The sequence below is a fragment of the Limnohabitans sp. Rim8 genome, assembly GCF_945901735.1.
In the GTDB taxonomy this organism is placed as follows: Bacteria; Pseudomonadota; Gammaproteobacteria; order Burkholderiales; family Burkholderiaceae_C; genus Limnohabitans_A.
Genome location: NZ_CAMDLM010000007.1, coordinates 41,184 through 56,175 on the forward strand (window position 1 = coordinate 41,184; position 14,992 = coordinate 56,175).

The 14,992-nt window shown below is 60.9% G+C and carries 15 protein-coding genes; 10 read left to right on the top strand and 5 right to left on the bottom strand.

Annotated features, from left to right (window positions below; genetic code table 11):
• Nucleotides 1–3: 3 nt before the first annotated feature.
• The 4 genes from fmt (at nucleotide 4) to Q0O99_RS05070 (ending at nucleotide 3,375) form a co-directional block, all read left to right on the top strand.
• Entirely contained in the window at nucleotides 4–966 is a 963-nt protein-coding gene (fmt, locus tag Q0O99_RS05055; protein ID WP_293749212.1) for a methionyl-tRNA formyltransferase, read from the top strand.
• Nucleotides 966–1,697 (top strand): AzlC family ABC transporter permease, encoded by a 732-nt coding sequence (locus Q0O99_RS05060; RefSeq protein ID WP_293749214.1) that lies wholly within the window; start codon nucleotides 966–968, stop codon nucleotides 1,695–1,697. The genes fmt and Q0O99_RS05060 overlap by 1 nt, the downstream gene beginning before the upstream one ends.
• On the top strand, nucleotides 1,694–2,029 hold the full coding sequence (locus tag Q0O99_RS05065) for an AzlD domain-containing protein (protein WP_293749216.1): 336 nt from the start codon (nucleotides 1,694–1,696) through the stop codon (nucleotides 2,027–2,029). The genes Q0O99_RS05060 and Q0O99_RS05065 overlap by 4 nt, the downstream gene beginning before the upstream one ends.
• Before the next feature lie 116 nt (nucleotides 2,030–2,145).
• On the top strand, nucleotides 2,146–3,375 hold the full coding sequence (locus Q0O99_RS05070) for a phosphoglycerate kinase (protein WP_293749218.1): 1,230 nt from the start codon (nucleotides 2,146–2,148) through the stop codon (nucleotides 3,373–3,375).
• Between the two features lie 281 nt (nucleotides 3,376–3,656).
• Here Q0O99_RS05070 and Q0O99_RS05075 read toward each other — a convergent pair whose 3' ends face one another.
• Complete coding sequence (locus tag Q0O99_RS05075; RefSeq protein WP_293749220.1) at nucleotides 3,657–4,772, bottom strand: fatty acid desaturase; 1,116 nt, start codon at nucleotides 4,770–4,772, stop codon at nucleotides 3,657–3,659.
• A gap of 263 nt (nucleotides 4,773–5,035) precedes the next feature.
• Between Q0O99_RS05075 and pyk the strand changes: the two genes are divergently transcribed.
• From pyk to Q0O99_RS05090, 3 genes are all read left to right on the top strand, one after another.
• Nucleotides 5,036–6,466, top strand: a complete 1,431-nt coding sequence (pyk, locus tag Q0O99_RS05080; RefSeq protein ID WP_293749222.1) for a pyruvate kinase — start codon at nucleotides 5,036–5,038, stop codon at nucleotides 6,464–6,466.
• A gap of 333 nt (nucleotides 6,467–6,799) precedes the next feature.
• Nucleotides 6,800–7,864 (top strand): class II fructose-bisphosphate aldolase, encoded by a 1,065-nt coding sequence (fba, locus tag Q0O99_RS05085; protein WP_293749224.1) that lies wholly within the window; start codon nucleotides 6,800–6,802, stop codon nucleotides 7,862–7,864.
• A 73-nt stretch (nucleotides 7,865–7,937) separates the two neighbouring features.
• On the top strand, nucleotides 7,938–8,858 hold the full coding sequence (locus tag Q0O99_RS05090; protein WP_293749226.1) for a phosphoribosylaminoimidazolesuccinocarboxamide synthase: 921 nt from the start codon (nucleotides 7,938–7,940) through the stop codon (nucleotides 8,856–8,858).
• 65 nt (nucleotides 8,859–8,923) lie between these two features.
• On the opposite strand, the gene Q0O99_RS05095 is transcribed toward Q0O99_RS05090, so the two are convergent.
• Nucleotides 8,924–9,289, bottom strand: a complete 366-nt coding sequence (locus Q0O99_RS05095; protein ID WP_293749228.1) for a hypothetical protein — start codon at nucleotides 9,287–9,289, stop codon at nucleotides 8,924–8,926.
• Nucleotides 9,290–9,531: 242 nt separating this feature from the next.
• Complete coding sequence (gene trxA, locus Q0O99_RS05100) at nucleotides 9,532–10,485, bottom strand: thioredoxin (protein ID WP_293749230.1); 954 nt, start codon at nucleotides 10,483–10,485, stop codon at nucleotides 9,532–9,534.
• Between the two features lie 81 nt (nucleotides 10,486–10,566).
• Between trxA and purE the strand changes: the two genes are divergently transcribed.
• Genes purE through Q0O99_RS05115 form a run of 3 tightly spaced genes read left to right on the top strand, consistent with a single transcriptional unit; the run spans nucleotide 10,567 to nucleotide 13,252 of the window.
• Complete coding sequence (purE, locus tag Q0O99_RS05105) at nucleotides 10,567–11,076, top strand: 5-(carboxyamino)imidazole ribonucleotide mutase (protein WP_293749232.1); 510 nt, start codon at nucleotides 10,567–10,569, stop codon at nucleotides 11,074–11,076.
• The gene (locus tag Q0O99_RS05110; RefSeq protein ID WP_293749234.1) at nucleotides 11,073–12,263 is read left to right on the top strand and encodes a 5-(carboxyamino)imidazole ribonucleotide synthase; all 1,191 of its coding nucleotides are present in this window, start codon (nucleotides 11,073–11,075) and stop codon (nucleotides 12,261–12,263) included. Before purE ends, Q0O99_RS05110 begins: the two co-directional genes overlap by 4 nt.
• 8 nt (nucleotides 12,264–12,271) lie before the next feature.
• The gene (locus tag Q0O99_RS05115) at nucleotides 12,272–13,252 is read left to right on the top strand and encodes an L-threonylcarbamoyladenylate synthase (RefSeq protein ID WP_293749236.1); all 981 of its coding nucleotides are present in this window, start codon (nucleotides 12,272–12,274) and stop codon (nucleotides 13,250–13,252) included.
• A 67-nt stretch (nucleotides 13,253–13,319) separates the two neighbouring features.
• On the opposite strand, the gene Q0O99_RS05120 is transcribed toward Q0O99_RS05115, so the two are convergent.
• Nucleotides 13,320–14,591, bottom strand: a complete 1,272-nt coding sequence (locus Q0O99_RS05120) for a lipase family protein (RefSeq protein ID WP_293749238.1) — start codon at nucleotides 14,589–14,591, stop codon at nucleotides 13,320–13,322.
• Nucleotides 14,592–14,712: 121 nt separating this feature from the next.
• Nucleotides 14,713–14,967, bottom strand: a complete 255-nt coding sequence (locus tag Q0O99_RS05125) for a SemiSWEET family sugar transporter (protein ID WP_293749240.1) — start codon at nucleotides 14,965–14,967, stop codon at nucleotides 14,713–14,715.
• Nucleotides 14,968–14,992 lie beyond the last annotated feature (25 nt).

Here is a 14,992-nt window from a genome sequence, read left to right on the forward strand (position 1 = left end):
GGCATGCGGCTGATTTTTGCTGGCACACCCGAATTTGCACAAGTGGCCATGGCGGCCCTGCACGCCGCTGGCCACGAGATCGTGCTGGTGTTGACCCAGCCCGACCGACCCGCCGGGCGCGGCATGAAGCTGCAGCCTTCACCCGTCAAGCAGTGGGCGCTGGACCACGCGGTGCCGGTGGCCCAGCCGCGCAGCTTGCGGCTCGATGGCAAATACCCCGAAGACGCGGCTGCCGCTCGCCAGACTCTGCTGGACGCTCAAGCAGACGCCATGATTGTGGCCGCCTACGGCCTGATCCTGCCGCAATGGGTGCTGGACTTGCCGCCCAAGGGTTGCCTGAACATCCACGCCTCTTTGCTGCCACGCTGGCGCGGGGCCGCGCCGATTCACCGTGCCATCGAGGCGGGCGACACGCAGACCGGCATCACCATCATGCAGATGGACGCGGGCCTGGACACCGGCGACATGCTGCTGGTTCTGCCCTGCGCCATTGCGCCCACAGACACCACCGCCGTGTTGCACGACCGCCTGGCTGCGCTGGGCGGGCAGGCCATCGTGCAGGCGCTGGCTTCGCTCGACGCCTTGCCGCACCAGCCCCAACCCGATGAAGGCGTGAACTACGCGCACAAGATTGACAAAGCCGAGGCAGCGCTGGATTGGACCCTGAGCGCCGAGGTGCTGGCGCGGCGCATCCGGGCCTTCGACCCGTTTCCGGGCATGACCGTGCCATTGGCCACCGATTCGGGCGTGGAAACCCTCAAGCTCTGGCAAGCCACGGCGCAAGCGTCCGTGCAGATCGCACAGCCTGGCACTGTGCTCAGCGCCGATGCCTCAGGCGTGCGCGTGGCCTGCGGTGAAGGCCAGCTGTGCCTGACGCAGTTGCAGCGGCCTGGTGGCAAGCGTTTGGGTGCGGCCGACTTTTTGCGTGGCTGCCCCTTGCAGCCCGGCCAGCGTTTGGTGGCCTGATGTTTTTTCGGCCCACGCTCTACCGCCGAGCTGAGTTCTGGCAAGGCTTTCGTGATTTGGCCCCACAAGCGCCGGGGGTGGCAGCTTGGGGCCTGATGACGGGCGTGGCCATGGTCAAGTCGGGCATGAGCGTGTTCGAGGCGGTGGCCATGACGATGCTGGTGTTTGCGGGCAGCTCGCAGCTGGCGGCCATTCCGCTGTTGGTGGCTGGGGCACCGGCATGGGTGATTTTGGCGACTGGTTTTTGCGTGAACCTGCGCTTTGTGGTGTTCAGCCTGCACCTGCGCCACTACCTCATGCACTTGCCGCGCTGGCAGCGCATGTGCCACGGCTACTTCACGGCCGACATCACTTACGTGCTGTTCATCCGCCAATACCCGCAGCCTGGCGGCACAGACGCTGAGCGCACAGGGCAAGAGGCTTATCTGGCGGGCAACTACTTACTGAACTGGGGCAGCTGGATCGTGGCCAGTTTGCTGGGCGTGGGCCTGGCCAACCTGATCCCGCCCGAATGGGGTTTGGGCTTTGCGGGCATTTTGTGTTTGTTGGGCATCCAGTGCTCGCTGGCCAGCTCGCGCATGCGCATCTTGTCGGCGGCGGTGGCGGGTGTGGCCGCAGTGGTCGCTTACCACCTGCCACTCAAACTCAACATCGTGGTGGCGATCGCGGTGGCCGTGATCTTGTGCCTGACGGTCGAAAAAATTCGAGCTGCACCCAAGGTGGCGGCATGAACGGCACCGATTTGTGGACCTTGGGCGTCATCGTCGGCCTGGCCGTGGTCACGGTGGTGGCCCGCAGTTTCTTTTTCATCTCCAGCCAGTCTTGGCAATTGCCCGACTGGGCGCAGCGCGGTCTGCAGTACGCGCCGATTGCGGCGTTGTCGGCGGTGGTCATTCCCGAAATCATCACGGTGCAGGGCGAGCTGGTCAGCACCTGGCAAGACGCCCGCTTGTACGCAGCAGCGGCGGGTGTCGCCGCTTACTTTTGGCGGCGCGGTGTGCTGACCACGATTTTGGTGGGTATGGCGGTGTATTTGCCTTTGCGTCTTGCGCTGGGTTGGTGAGTGGGCCGCTCCTGCTTGCAGCTGCGCAGCCCTGTGCTTGACTTTTGGCGAACCTTTCCCATGCCTCTGCTTTTTATAATTGAGCCGAATTTTTCCGATACAGGACAAGACCCTCCATGAACGTCATCCGTTTTTCCGATCTCTGTGCCAACGGCCAAGCCGCTGGGCAACGCGTTTTCATCCGCGCCGACTTGAATGTGCCGCAAGCCGATGACGGCAGCATCACCGAAGACACCCGCATCCGCGCCAGCGTGCCCTGCATCCAGATGGCGCTGGACGCCGGCGCGGCTGTGATGGTGACCTCGCACCTGGGCCGCCCGACCGAGGGCGAGTTCAAACCCGAAGACTCGCTGGCCCCGGTGGCCAAGCGCTTGGGCGAGCTGCTCGGCCACCCTTATGAAAATGGGGTGCCTTTGGTCGCCAACTGGGCAGGTGCAGAGGGCAACGCCAGCGTTGCGGGCGTGACCGTGGCCCCTGGCCAGGTGGTGTTGCTCGAAAACTGCCGCGTCAACCCAGGAGAGAAAAAGAACAACGAAGAACTGGCCCGCAAGATGGCCCAGCTGTGCGACATCTACGTGAACGACGCCTTTGGCACCGCGCACCGCGCTGAGGGCACGACGTATGGCATTGCTCAGTTTGCGCCGATTGCCTGTGCTGGCCCTTTGCTGGCCGCCGAGATCGACGCGATCAGCAAGGCGCTGACCGCGCCCAAGCGTCCGCTGGTGGCCATCGTGGCGGGCAGCAAAGTCAGCACCAAACTGACCATCTTGAAAAGCCTGTCCAACAATGTGGACCAGCTGATCGTGGGCGGTGGCATTGCCAACACCTTCATGCTGGCGGCGGGTTTGAAAATCGGCAAAAGCCTGGCCGAAGCTGACTTGGTGGACGCGGCCAAAGCGGTGATCGAAGTCATGAAGGCGCGGGGTGCGGAAGTCCCCATCCCGACCGATGTGGTCACGGCCAAAACCTTTGCCGCCGACGCGGTCGCCACCGTGAAAAAAGCCACCGACGTGGCCGACGACGATTTGATTTTGGACATCGGCCCCGAGACGGCGGCCAAGCTCGCCGCGCAGCTCAAGCAAGCGGGCACGATTGTGTGGAACGGCCCGGTGGGCGTGTTCGAGTTTGCGGCCTTTGAAAACGGCACCAAGGTGATTGCCCAGGCGATTGCCGAGTCGAGCGCGTTCAGCATCGCGGGTGGTGGCGACACGCTGGCGGCGATTGCCAAATACGGCATCGAAGAGCAGATCGGCTACATCTCCACGGGCGGTGGCGCGTTCCTCGAAATCCTGGAAGGCAAGACCTTGCCTGCTTTCGAGATCTTGGCCAAACGCGCTGCGGGCTGAAGAAACGACAAGGCGACCTGTCTTTGTAGGTCGGTGCCTTCAGGTCCGACGTGGCGGTGATGCGCCGTCGCCTTTAGAAAATGTCGCTTCGCAAAAATTGAGATGTCGGACCATAAAGGCCCAACCTACGAGAGGCCTTGAGCCACAGGGATGCATTGGTCTTTGTAGGTCGGTGCCTTCAGGTCCGACGTGGCGATGATGCGCCGTCGCCTTTGGAAAATGTCGCTTCGCAAAGCACCAAACAGGCAGCGCCTACCTGCCTGCTGACAGCGTAGCGCTTATCAGGCCTGGGCAGCAGGCGGCAGGTTGCCGCGCACCGGACTGGTCATGCTGCCTTTGAAGTCGGTCCAGCATTCACGGCCGAAATCGTACAGTTTGCAGTTTTGGGCGGTCTCGAAGTACCACTTCCAGGAGAAGGGCTGAACGATGATGCGGCCAGGCAGCATTTCCTCGAGCTTGGCCTGGGCTTGCTTCAAGCGGTAGAGCGGGATGCTCATGTCCACATGGTGGGCGGTGTGCTCCATGATGTGGTGCATCATGCCGCCGATGTGGAAGGGGAAGGTCAGGTGCACCGTGGTGGACACAAAGGGCGCGGCCTTGGTCCAGGCGGCTTTGTTGTCGTGCCAAGACACCTTGACGTGGGTGTGGTGCACATAGACCACAAAGCCGATCATGGTGTTCCAGAAAAAGAAGGGGATCGCCACACCCATCAGCAAGGACAGCCAGACCGATTGCCCGGTGAAGACGGCCGCCGCAGTGATGGTGGCGATCCACAGTATTGCAAAGGCGCTGACCAGCATGCTGTCCTTGAAGAAGATCGGACGGCGCGTGGGCATGTGGGTTTTGTTGGGGAAGAACTCGCGCTTCCACCAGATTTCGATCATGTAATACAGGCCAGGAGCCCAGCCGCTTCGGTAGGCGCGTTGCAGCAAGCGCTGCCCAAAGCCCAGGCCAGCAAACTCTTCGGCGGTCAGAGGCGTCCAGACAAAATCGACGCCTTTGAGGTTGGTGTAACCGTGGTGCACCACGTTGTGGCCGGTGTCCCAGAGGCTGTAAGGCGTGAGCGACGGCAAAAAGGCGATTCGGCCCAGCACTTTGTTCAGCTCACGGTGGGGCGTGAGACTCTGGTGGCAGGCGTCGTGACCGATCACGAACAGGCGGCCGATCACAAAGCCCGCCACCGCGCCGCACAGCAGCTTGGCCCAGACGGCTTCGAGCATGACGGTGGCCGCAATCAGGGCAAAAAACAAGGCGTAGTCAAAAGCCAGCAGCACAAAAGCGCGCACTGTGCTGCGCTCGGACAAGGGCACCAACCATTCGCGCAAGGTCTTGCGGTGCGGCAGGGGTTGGTCCAATGGGATGGGCTGATCAACGTTGGGGGTGTGTAGGGCAGTCATGACGCTTGTATGTAAATCGCTTGGTGTGGAGTTTAGTCGGCTTGGCATTGTGCTGGACTGACAAAGATCAATTCAAGGGTATTGGAAGGGGCAAAAGCAAGTAACGGGCGTGATCTGGAGGCAACTTTCGCCAAAAAGTCCTCAAGCAGCCAGTTTTCTAAATGGCATTGGGCGATGTTTTGTTGAATGCTGTGCACCAAAAGAAGCGGTTGTGTCACCGTTTCGTGTGAGAATTGAAATCCAATTCCATTGGAGATTCCCTGATGCCCCGTCGCGCCACCAAGATTGTTGCCACCTTAGGCCCTGCTTCCAGCGATCCCGCACTTTTGGAGGCCATGATTCGGGCCGGTGTGAATGTGGTTCGCCTGAACTTTAGCCACGGCCAGGCGCAAGACCATGTGGACCGCGCCCGTTTGGTGCGCGAAGCCTCGCAGCGCGCAGGTCGCGAAGTGGCCATCATGGCCGACCTGCAGGGCCCCAAGATCCGGGTGGGCAAGTTTGCCGAGGGCAAAGTGATGCTGGAGCCAGGTGCACCCTTTGTGCTGGATGCCTCGCGCACCGAGCCAGGTGACTTGCAGGGTGTGGGCTTGGATTACAAAGAGTTGCCGCGCGATGTCAAGGCCGGCGATGTGCTCTTGCTCAACGATGGCCTGATTGTCCTCACGGTGACCGCCGTCAAGGGCGAGCAGGTGCACACCACCGTCAAGTTGGGCGGTGAGTTGTCCAACAACAAGGGCATCAACAAACAAGGCGGCGGCTTGACGGCAGCGGCCCTGACGGCCAAGGACATGGACGACATCCGCACGGCCATGAGCTTCAACGCCGACTATGTGGCGGTGAGCTTTCCCAAAAATGCCACCGACATGGAAATGGCGCGTCAGCTGTGCAATGTGGCCTGCACCAATGGACACCGCCCGGGTTTGATCGCCAAGATCGAGCGGGCCGAAGCCATCCCCGAGCTCGACCGCATCCTGGCCGTTTCCGACGGCATCATGGTGGCGCGCGGAGATTTGGCGGTGGAGGTGGGCAACGCGGCTGTGCCGGGCTTGCAAAAGCACATGATCAAACGCGCCCGCGAATTGGACAAACTGGTCATCACCGCCACACAGATGATGGAAAGCATGATCGTCAACCCGGTGCCCACCCGCGCCGAGGTGAGCGACGTGGCCAACGCGGTGCTGGACGGCACCGACGCGGTGATGCTCAGCGCCGAGACCGCTGCGGGCAAGTACCCGCTGGAGACGGTGGAAATGATGGCCGCCGTCTGCCTGGAAGCCGAGAAAACCGACCACGACCCGCTGGACGACGACTTTGTGGGTGCGCACTTCAACCGCATCGACCACGCCATCGCCATGGGCGCGTTGTTCACCGCGCACCACCTCAAAGCCAAAGCGATTGTGGCTTTGACCGATTCAGGCTCGACCCCGTTGTGGATGAGCCGCCACAGCGTGCGCATGCCGATTTATGCGCTGACGCCCAAGGTGGCGACCCAGCGCAAGATGGCCTTGATGCGCAACGTCAGCCCCTTGCTGATGGACACCAGCGCCGACCCCGACACTGCCTTGATCGAAGCCGAGGCGCACCTGAAAAAACGTGGCATCGTGCAGCCGGGCGATGTGTACGCCATCACCGTGGGCGAGCCCATGGGCACGCCAGGCGGCACCAACACCCTCAAGATTTGCCGGGCCACCTGAGTTTTAGACCGGTCCAACCCTGAAATGTCGCTGCGAGAAAAGATGGCTGTCGGACCGTAAAGGCCCGACCTGCGTGGGTATTTGTAGGTCGGTGCCTTCAGGTCCGACGAAGCGCACCGTCGTGCTTTGAAAATGGCCCTTCGCGAAAAGCTGCTTCTCGGACCTTAAAGGCCCTAACTGGTCTTAGGAACATCTGAACCGACTATTTAAAGGCCAAGGGTCCAGATCCATCGCAAGCCTGCGGCACACTGAAACCTATAAAATCCATTTCAGTTACAAGCCGGGTACATCCTGGCGTTGCTCCATTTTCAACTTTCCCGGGAAATCACCACCATGGCACTCGTTTCTATGCGCGAGCTGCTGGACCACGCGGCCGTCAACGGCTACGGCATTCCAGCTTTCAACGTCAACAACCTGGAGCAAGTTCAGGCCGTCATGACCGCCGCCGATGAGGTCGGTGCGCCCGTCATCTTGCAGGCCAGCGCCGGTGCCCGCAAGTACGCGGGTGAGCCCTTCATCAAGCACCTGATTCAGGCCGCTACGGAGCAGTGGCCCCACATTCCTCTGGTCATGCACCAGGACCACGCCCAAAGCCCGGCGGTTTGCCAGGGCGCGATCAACCTGGGTTTCTCGTCTGTGATGATGGACGGCTCCTTGCTGGAAGACGGCAAGACCCCGGCCGACTTTGGCTACAACGTCGACGTGACCCGCCGCGTGGTGGACATGGCCCACTTTTTGGGCGTGTCGGTGGAAGGTGAACTGGGCTGCTTGGGCAACCTCGAAACCGGCGAAGCCGGCGAAGAAGACGGCATTGGCGCGGTGGGCAAGCTGGACCACAGCCAAATGCTGACCGACCCCGAAGAAGCCGCGCAGTTCGTGAAAGCCACGGGCCTGGACGCGTTGGCGATTGCGATTGGCACCAGCCACGGTGCTTACAAATTCAGCCGCAAGCCCACGGGCGACATTTTGGCGATCAGCCGCGTGAAAGAAATCCACGCCCGCATCCCCAACACCCACTTGGTGATGCATGGCTCCAGCAGTGTGCCGCAAGACCTGCTGGCCATGATCAACCAGTACGGCGGTCAAATGAAGGAAACCTACGGCGTGCCGGTTGAGGAAATTCAGGAAGCCATCAAGCACGGCGTGCGCAAGATCAACATCGACACCGACATCCGATTGGCCATGACGGCGGCGGTGCGCAAATTCTTGTTTGAGAACCCCGACAAGTTCGACGCCCGCGAATGGCTCAAGCCCGCCCGCGAAGCGGCCAAGCAAATCTGCAAGCAGCGTTATCTGCAATTCGGCTGCGAAGGCCAAGCGCCCAAGATCAAGGGCGACAACCTGCAGGTGGTGGCCGCCCGTTATGCGCGGGGTGAATTGGCCCAGGTGGTGAACTGAGCCTGCGATAATTGACACGAATGGCCCGTTGACTGTTCAACGGGCCTTTTTCTTTTTTGCTGGACTGTTTTCCATGACCTCTGCGCTTCACACCTCGGCCCTGAAGTCCTTGCCCCTGTTGGCGCGTGGCAAGGTGCGCGACAACTACGCGGTGGGCGAAGACCGTATCCTGATGGTGGCATCGGACCGCATCAGCGCGTTTGACGTGATCATGGGCGAACCGATTCCGGGCAAGGGCGTGTTGCTCACGCAAATGGCGTTGTTTTGGTTCGACCGGCTGGGGCCCAAAGGCCTGAACCTCTGCCCGATTCACCTGACGGGCGAGGCGCCCGAGAGCGTGGTGAGCGCCGAAGAAGTGCCCCAGGTGACCGGCCGCTCGATGCTGGTCAAGCGCCTCCAACCCATTCCGGTCGAAGCGGTGGTGCGCGGTTATCTGGCAGGCAGCGGTTGGAAGGAATACCAGGACAACCAGGCGGTGTGCGGTGTGAAACTGCCTGCTGCCCTGAAAAACGCCAGCCGCCTGCCCGAACCGATCTACACGCCCGCAGCCAAAGCGGCGGTGGGCGAGCACGACGAGAACATCACCTTCGAGCAAACCGTGTCCATGATTGGCACCGACTTGGCCACCCGCATCCGCGACATCAGCATCCAGCTGTACAAGGCGGCGCGTGACATCGCGGCGGCCAAAGGCATCATCATTGCCGACACCAAGTTCGAGTTTGGTCTGGACACCGCCGGCACCTTGGTGCTGATGGACGAGGTGCTGACGCCCGACTCATCGCGTTACTGGCCCACAGACTCGTATGAACAGAGTTTTGCCCAAGGCATCAACCCGCCCAGCTACGACAAACAGTTTTTGCGCGACTGGCTGGAGACTGCCCAGATCAACGGCAAGCCCTGGGACAAAACCCCACCTGCGCCGCGCTTGCCGCGTGAGGTGATCGAGAAAACAGCAGCCAAGTACGAAGAGGCCATGAAGAAGTTGATGGACTGATGCAGGCCCAACTCTGTCAAGAAAAAGGCGCTGCATGGCAGCGCCTTTTTCTTGAGGGTGGGGACTCAACTGGTGAAGGCCAGCAGCGTCATGGCGTCCATCAGCCAAGTGGTGCTGGCCACGAGCAAACTCGCACCCGCTACGGTGCGACCGCGTGGGTGCAATGCCGCACTCCAAAAAGCGATCACGCAGACCAGTTCCAGACCGCCTCGCAAAGCCAGGTAACGGCTGCTGTCGACCAGTTGGCTGGCTTCTGGGCTCATGAGTACCGCGTACAAAAACACCCCCTTGAGCAGCCACAATGTGGCACCAAGGTGCAGCGACTGTGGATGCAGTCCCGTGCTGTGGCCTGGCTTGTTCGTTCGCGCAGGGGCGTTGCCCAACAGGCACTGAAGCTCTTCTGGGGTGATCAGGGGTTGGGCACGGGACATGTTCTGAAATGAATGCAAAAGTGGTGCGTTCATTCTAGGCTTCAAGGCGGCTGAAATGTCAGCAACAAGCCCGTCGATGAGCCCAAAACCCGTAAATGTCTGTAACGACAAGTATTACATTTTTTGGAGTTCAGAGTTAACAAAAATAATAATTTTGCTGCCGAAGCAGTGGTCGGGGGCGCAGCACTGTTGCTGGCCCGACGACCAAGCGCCCCAACCGCGCCAGGTCAAAGGACGCGGCTTCAGTTCAGCATCATGCTCAGCTTGCGCCGGTAGCTGGAGATCATGGCCATGTGCGGGTCTTCTTGCATGGCGGCTTTGCCCATCAGCTCAATGCCACCCGCCGATTTTCCGGTGGTGACAGGGGTTTTGGGCTTGGGCGGGGTCATCAGCTCCAGCAGGGCGACAAAGGTTTTGCGCGGGGCTTCGTCGTCCCACTTTTTGTCTCGCATGATGATTTCCAACAATTCGTCCAGGGCCGCTTCCCATTGGCCGATCGCGATCAGCAGGCGGCTTTTGGCAAAACGGGCTTCAAAGTCACGTTTGTTCTGGGCAATCAAGGCATCAAACTGGTCCAACTCCCATTCACCACGGGGGTCGGTGGTCACAAACTCCAGCGCTTTGAGCCACTGGGTTTGCGCCTCAAAGCGCAGCGGCACCGGGATGCGGGCCATGGCTGGGGCCAGCAAGGCGGAGGCTTCGGCCAGCTCGCCCAGGCCAATCAGCAGCTTGACCAGGTCAAAGCGGGCGTCGTCGTTGCCGGGATGGGTGGCCAGGGCTTGTTCCAAGGCGGCGCGGGCGCTGTGCGCGTCGCCCTCTTGCAGGTGTTGCTGCGCTTCGTCAGCGGCAGCTTGGGCTTGCAATTCTTCGGCAGCAGGCAGGTGTTTGTCCAGAAACTGCTTGACCTGACCTTCGGGCAAAGCGCCCATGAAACCATCGACGGGCTGGCCGTTTTTCAGCAACACACAGGTGGGGATGCTTTTGATGCCAAAGGCCTGCGCCAGTTGCTGTTCTTGGTCAGAGTCGATCTTGACCAGCTTGAAGCGGCCTTCGTAGGCGGCTTCGACTTTTTCGAGCACAGGGCCCAAAGACTTGCACGGGCCGCACCAAGGGGCCCAAAAATCCACCAACACGGGCGTGGTCATGGAGGCTTCGATGACCTCGGCTTCAAAGTTTTGTATCGTGACGTCCATCATGGCGGGCAGGGTTCCGGGTTGTGTTTCAGCTCCGGGTGGGGCGAAACCTTAAAATTCAACATTGATCACGAAAAGCACCCAATGACTCAAGCGCTCATCGGCGTCGTCATGGGTTCCAGCTCCGACTGGGACACCATGCAGCACGCAGTCCAGATTCTCCAACAGTTTGGCATCCCTCACGATGCCCGCGTGGTTTCGGCCCACAGAATGCCGGACGATATGTTCACTTATGCAGAGACCGCCGCTGCGCGCGGCTTGCAAGCCATCATCGCGGGCGCTGGCGGCGCAGCCCACCTGCCCGGCATGCTCGCGGCCAAAACCGTGGTGCCGGTGCTGGGTGTGCCGGTGCAGACCCAGGCCCTGTCGGGCGTGGATTCGCTGCACAGCATCGTGCAAATGCCCAAGGGCGTGCCGGTGGCCACCTTTGCCATTGGCGCAGCCGGTGCGGCCAATGCGGCCTTGTTTGCCGTGGCCATGCTGGCCAACAAGGACCCGGCCCTGCGCCAAAAGCTTGAAGCTTTCCGCGCTGAACAAACCGCCATGGCCCGCGCCATGACACTGCCGCCCGCTTCAGCAACAGGTGCCGCATGAGCCGCGCCATTTTGCCGGGCGCCATGGTCAATGGCCAGATGGCCACGCTGGGCGTGATGGGCGGTGGCCAGTTGGGCCGCATGTTTGTGCAGGCGGCGCAGGCCATGGGCTACTTCACCGCGGTGCTTGATCCCGATGCCGCCAGCCCCGCTGGCTTGGTCAGCCACCACCACATCCAGACCGACTACCTGGACGAGCAGGGCCTGGCGCAGCTGATGCAGCGCTGCGCCGCCATCACCACCGAATTTGAAAACGTGCCCGCACCAGCGCTGGTGACGCTGGGCGCTCACCGCCCGGTGGCTCCGGCGTCCGAGTCGGTGGCGATTGCGCAAGACCGCGCCGCCGAAAAAGCCCACTTTGTGCGCTGCGGCGTGCCGGTCGCGCCGCACGCCCTCATTGGGAACCCTGCGCAGCTGGCCACCGTGAGCGAAGAGTTGCTGCCCGGTATTTTGAAGACCAACCGCATGGGTTATGACGGCAAAGGTCAGATCCGCGTCAAGACCCGCGAAGATCTGACCTCCGCCTGGGACCAGCTGAAAAACGTGCCTTGTGTGCTGGAAAAAATGCTGCCGCTGCAGGCCGAGTGCTCGGTCATCGTAGCCCGTGGAGCCGATGGGCAGATGGTGAATTTTCCGGTGCAATCGAATCTGCACCGCGACGGCATTTTGGCCGTGACCTGCGTGTACGAAGGCGCGGTGTCAGCCGATGTGGCGGCGCAAGCCGTGGCCGCCACCCGTGCGATTGCCGAAGGCATCCACTACGTGGGCGTACTCTGTGTGGAGTTTTTCATCCTCGAAAGTGGTCAGCTGGTCGTCAATGAGATGGCCCCCCGCCCGCACAACAGCGGCCACTACACCATGAACGCCTGCGACCAGTCGCAGTTCGAGCTGCAGGTGCGCACGCTGGCGGGTTTGCCACTCAAGCAGCCGCGCCAACACTCGCCGGCCATCATGCTCAATTTGCTGGGCGATCTGTGGCCCGAAGTGATGCCTTCGGGCAAAGGCCCAACCACCCCCGCTTGGCAACAAGTGCTGGCGCTGCCCGGCACGCACTTGCACCTGTATGGCAAGCTCTCGGCCCGCCCAGGCCGCAAGATGGGCCACCTGAACATCACGGGTGCCACGCCTGAGGCCGTGCGCGCCACCGCCTTGCAAGCAGCCGCTTTGCTGGGCATTGAAGCGTTTTAAAGACCGCCATGATCCTGAGTGCCTCGGACACGGCCATCGCGCAGGCTGCACAAGCTTTGCGAGACGGTCAGTTGGTCGGCTTGCCCACCGAGACGGTGTATGGCCTGGCCGCCAATGCCACCGACGACGCGGCCGTGGCGAAAATCTTCTTGGCCAAGGGCCGCCCGGCCGACCACCCGCTGATCGTGCATGTGGCCGGTGTGGAGCAGGTGCCCTTGTTTGCGTCGCAAGTGCCCGAGTTTGCGCAAAAGCTCATGCAAGCTTTTTGGCCTGGCCCGCTCACCTTGATTTTGCCGCGCCTGAGCGGCGTGGCCACGGCTTCGGCCGGGGGGCAAGACTCGATCGGTTTGCGCTGCCCTTCACACCCGGTGGCGCAGGCCATCCTCCAAGAGGGCCTGGCGCTGGGCGTGCTGGGCGTGTCGGCCCCCAGCGCCAACCGCTTTGGCCGCGTGAGCCCCACCACGGCGGCGCACGTGCAGTCCGAGCTGGGCCCTGAGCTGTTGATTTTGGACGGTGGCGAGTGCGCAGTGGGCATCGAGTCCACCATCGTTGACTGCACACGCGGCGAGCCCGTGCTGCTGCGTCCGGGGCAGATCACGCGGGGGCAAATTGACGCAGCTTGTGGTCGCACCGTGCTGGACAAGGACGCGCTGACCCAAGCCGCCCCCCGCGCCTCGGGGACGCTCGAATCGCACTATGCGCCGCGCGCCAAAGTGCGGCTCATGTCCGGCGATGACATTGCCCATAAGTTGCAAGCTTTGGGGCCGCATGCCAACAACCTGGGTGTCTGGTCAGCCGAGCGGCCTGATGACGGTGCTGGCGTCTTGTGGCGCATGCAAGCCGCTTCGGCCGAGCAGGCTGCGCACGATCTGTTCAGCGTTTTGCGCGATCTGGACGCGCGTGGTGTGACGCAAATTTGGGTGCAGCTGCCCCCCGACACACCCGAGTGGGAAGGCGTGCGCGACCGATTGCAGCGGGCTGCGGCTTGAGGCTTTTGTCCTTTTCAAAACAACAAGGCCCGCAATGTGCGGGCCTTGTTGTTGGAGGCTTGGCCGTTTACTTCACTAAGTCGAACAAGCCTTTGGCTTGAGCGTGGCAGAACGGTGGTTCATATTCGCCATGGTATTTGGCGTAGTAAGTCGCGGCATTGGCTGGCGTGACTGGGCCATAAGTGGCCGCAATATAAGGATCCACATCCACGGAAGTCACGTTTTTCAAGCCTTTGTCGTCAAAAGCTTTTTTCATGACGGCTTGGTGCACAGCAGGTGGCACCGTGGGATCCCCACTACCGCCGCACAGCATGAGTTGCGATTTGGGCGTCCAGTCCAGCAAGTCATTCTTTTTGGCGGCCAGGAATGTGGCGTTGTTGGCGTTGGTCAAAATGTCGCTGCTGAACGCCGGCTGGAACAAGGCATCGCGTGCTTGGTTGGGTGTTTCGCCGTTGATGCCAGGCAACTTACCGCTGGTGACCAGTGTGGTGTAGTTCAAAGTGGGGCTGGGCAGCAAAGACTCAATGCCGTCTGCATAAGGCGCTTTGAAGGCGTTTTTGACATCGCTGTACAAATTGCCATAAATCTTCTGCCAAGCTGTGACCAGGTAGGGCACAAAGAACTGGTAACCCGCAATGGCCTCTGTGAGTTTCATTGAGCCCGACAGGTTGTACGGTCCAGCCAAGTGTGCGCCAGCCACCACGTTGATCTCGTTAGACAAGTTCTTTTCAATCGCACGGTGAGCTGCCATGGAAGCGTGGCCCCCTTGAGAGTAGCCGGTCAACATGACCTTGCCATTCAGGCTGGACCCTTGTGATGACACGGCGTTGCGTGCGGCACGGATCGAGTCGATGACCGATGTGGCTTCAGAGTCTGCGTGCAGATAGGGGTGGAAGCTGTACTTGGACTTGGCGAACCCCAGGTAGTCGGTGGCCACCACGGCATAGCCCTGACTGGCGTACATGGCCGCCAGTAATAAAGTTTCGCCATCAGCAGGGTTAGCCAATGTGCGGGGTTTTTCGACATCGGTGCCTTTGGCATAAGCCACCAAAGGCGCAGCGGCAGTGCAATCGGCTCCCGAGGGCAACAACAAAACGCCTGAGGCGTTGGAATTCTCTCCCTGGACGCCGGGTGTCACGTAGTTGAGGGAAACGACCTTGACGTCACATTTGGCTTTGCCACTCAAGCCCGCAAGTGGGCTACCGTCGAACTGTGCTTTGGTCAGGGTGGCCAGCAAGACCGGGGTATCGATCAAGGCACCGTGGGGCGTGTCATTGCCGCCGCAAGCAGCCAAGAGGGCTGCGCCGAGCATCGGGATGCCGTACTTCAATGTTTTCATGGTGTGTCTCCATTGGATTAAAAAAGAACAATCGTTCTTTTTTCACTTTAGTCGAGTGAAACGATTCAAACCATGGGGTATTCACCGATTTGTCATTAATTTCTGATGAAAGTAAAAAAAATCAGCGGTATCGGAACTTCATTATCAAAATCATCAGCGCCAGGCTGGTGGTGATGATGTTGGCGATGATGATGGGCCAAGCCTCCATCAAGATGCCGTAGACCAGCCACAGCGCCACCCCAGCAGTGAACAGGCTGTACATGCCCAGCGAGATGCCGCTCACATCGCGGGTGCGAAAGGTATGCCAGGCTTGGGGGATGAAGCTGGCGGTGGTCAGGAAGGCGGCCACAGAGCCGACCCAGTCGATGAGGTTCATGGTGTTATTTGAGGAAGTGGCTTTG

Coding starts and splice junctions, on each gene's coding strand:
- fmt (WP_293749212.1), top strand. CDS start 4: ATGCGGCTGATTTTTGCTGGCACACCCGAATTTGCACAAGTGGCCATG.
- Q0O99_RS05060 (WP_293749214.1), top strand. CDS start 966: ATGTTTTTTCGGCCCACGCTCTACCGCCGAGCTGAGTTCTGGCAAGGC.
- Q0O99_RS05065 (WP_293749216.1), top strand. CDS start 1,694: ATGAACGGCACCGATTTGTGGACCTTGGGCGTCATCGTCGGCCTGGCC.
- Q0O99_RS05070 (WP_293749218.1), top strand. CDS start 2,146: ATGAACGTCATCCGTTTTTCCGATCTCTGTGCCAACGGCCAAGCCGCT.
- Q0O99_RS05075 (WP_293749220.1), bottom strand. CDS start 4,772: ATGACTGCCCTACACACCCCCAACGTTGATCAGCCCATCCCATTGGAC.
- pyk (WP_293749222.1), top strand. CDS start 5,036: ATGCCCCGTCGCGCCACCAAGATTGTTGCCACCTTAGGCCCTGCTTCC.
- fba (WP_293749224.1), top strand. CDS start 6,800: ATGGCACTCGTTTCTATGCGCGAGCTGCTGGACCACGCGGCCGTCAAC.
- Q0O99_RS05090 (WP_293749226.1), top strand. CDS start 7,938: ATGACCTCTGCGCTTCACACCTCGGCCCTGAAGTCCTTGCCCCTGTTG.
- Q0O99_RS05095 (WP_293749228.1), bottom strand. CDS start 9,289: ATGTCCCGTGCCCAACCCCTGATCACCCCAGAAGAGCTTCAGTGCCTG.
- trxA (WP_293749230.1), bottom strand. CDS start 10,485: ATGATGGACGTCACGATACAAAACTTTGAAGCCGAGGTCATCGAAGCC.
- purE (WP_293749232.1), top strand. CDS start 10,567: ATGACTCAAGCGCTCATCGGCGTCGTCATGGGTTCCAGCTCCGACTGG.
- Q0O99_RS05110 (WP_293749234.1), top strand. CDS start 11,073: ATGAGCCGCGCCATTTTGCCGGGCGCCATGGTCAATGGCCAGATGGCC.
- Q0O99_RS05115 (WP_293749236.1), top strand. CDS start 12,272: ATGATCCTGAGTGCCTCGGACACGGCCATCGCGCAGGCTGCACAAGCT.
- Q0O99_RS05120 (WP_293749238.1), bottom strand. CDS start 14,591: ATGAAAACATTGAAGTACGGCATCCCGATGCTCGGCGCAGCCCTCTTG.
- Q0O99_RS05125 (WP_293749240.1), bottom strand. CDS start 14,967: ATGAACCTCATCGACTGGGTCGGCTCTGTGGCCGCCTTCCTGACCACC.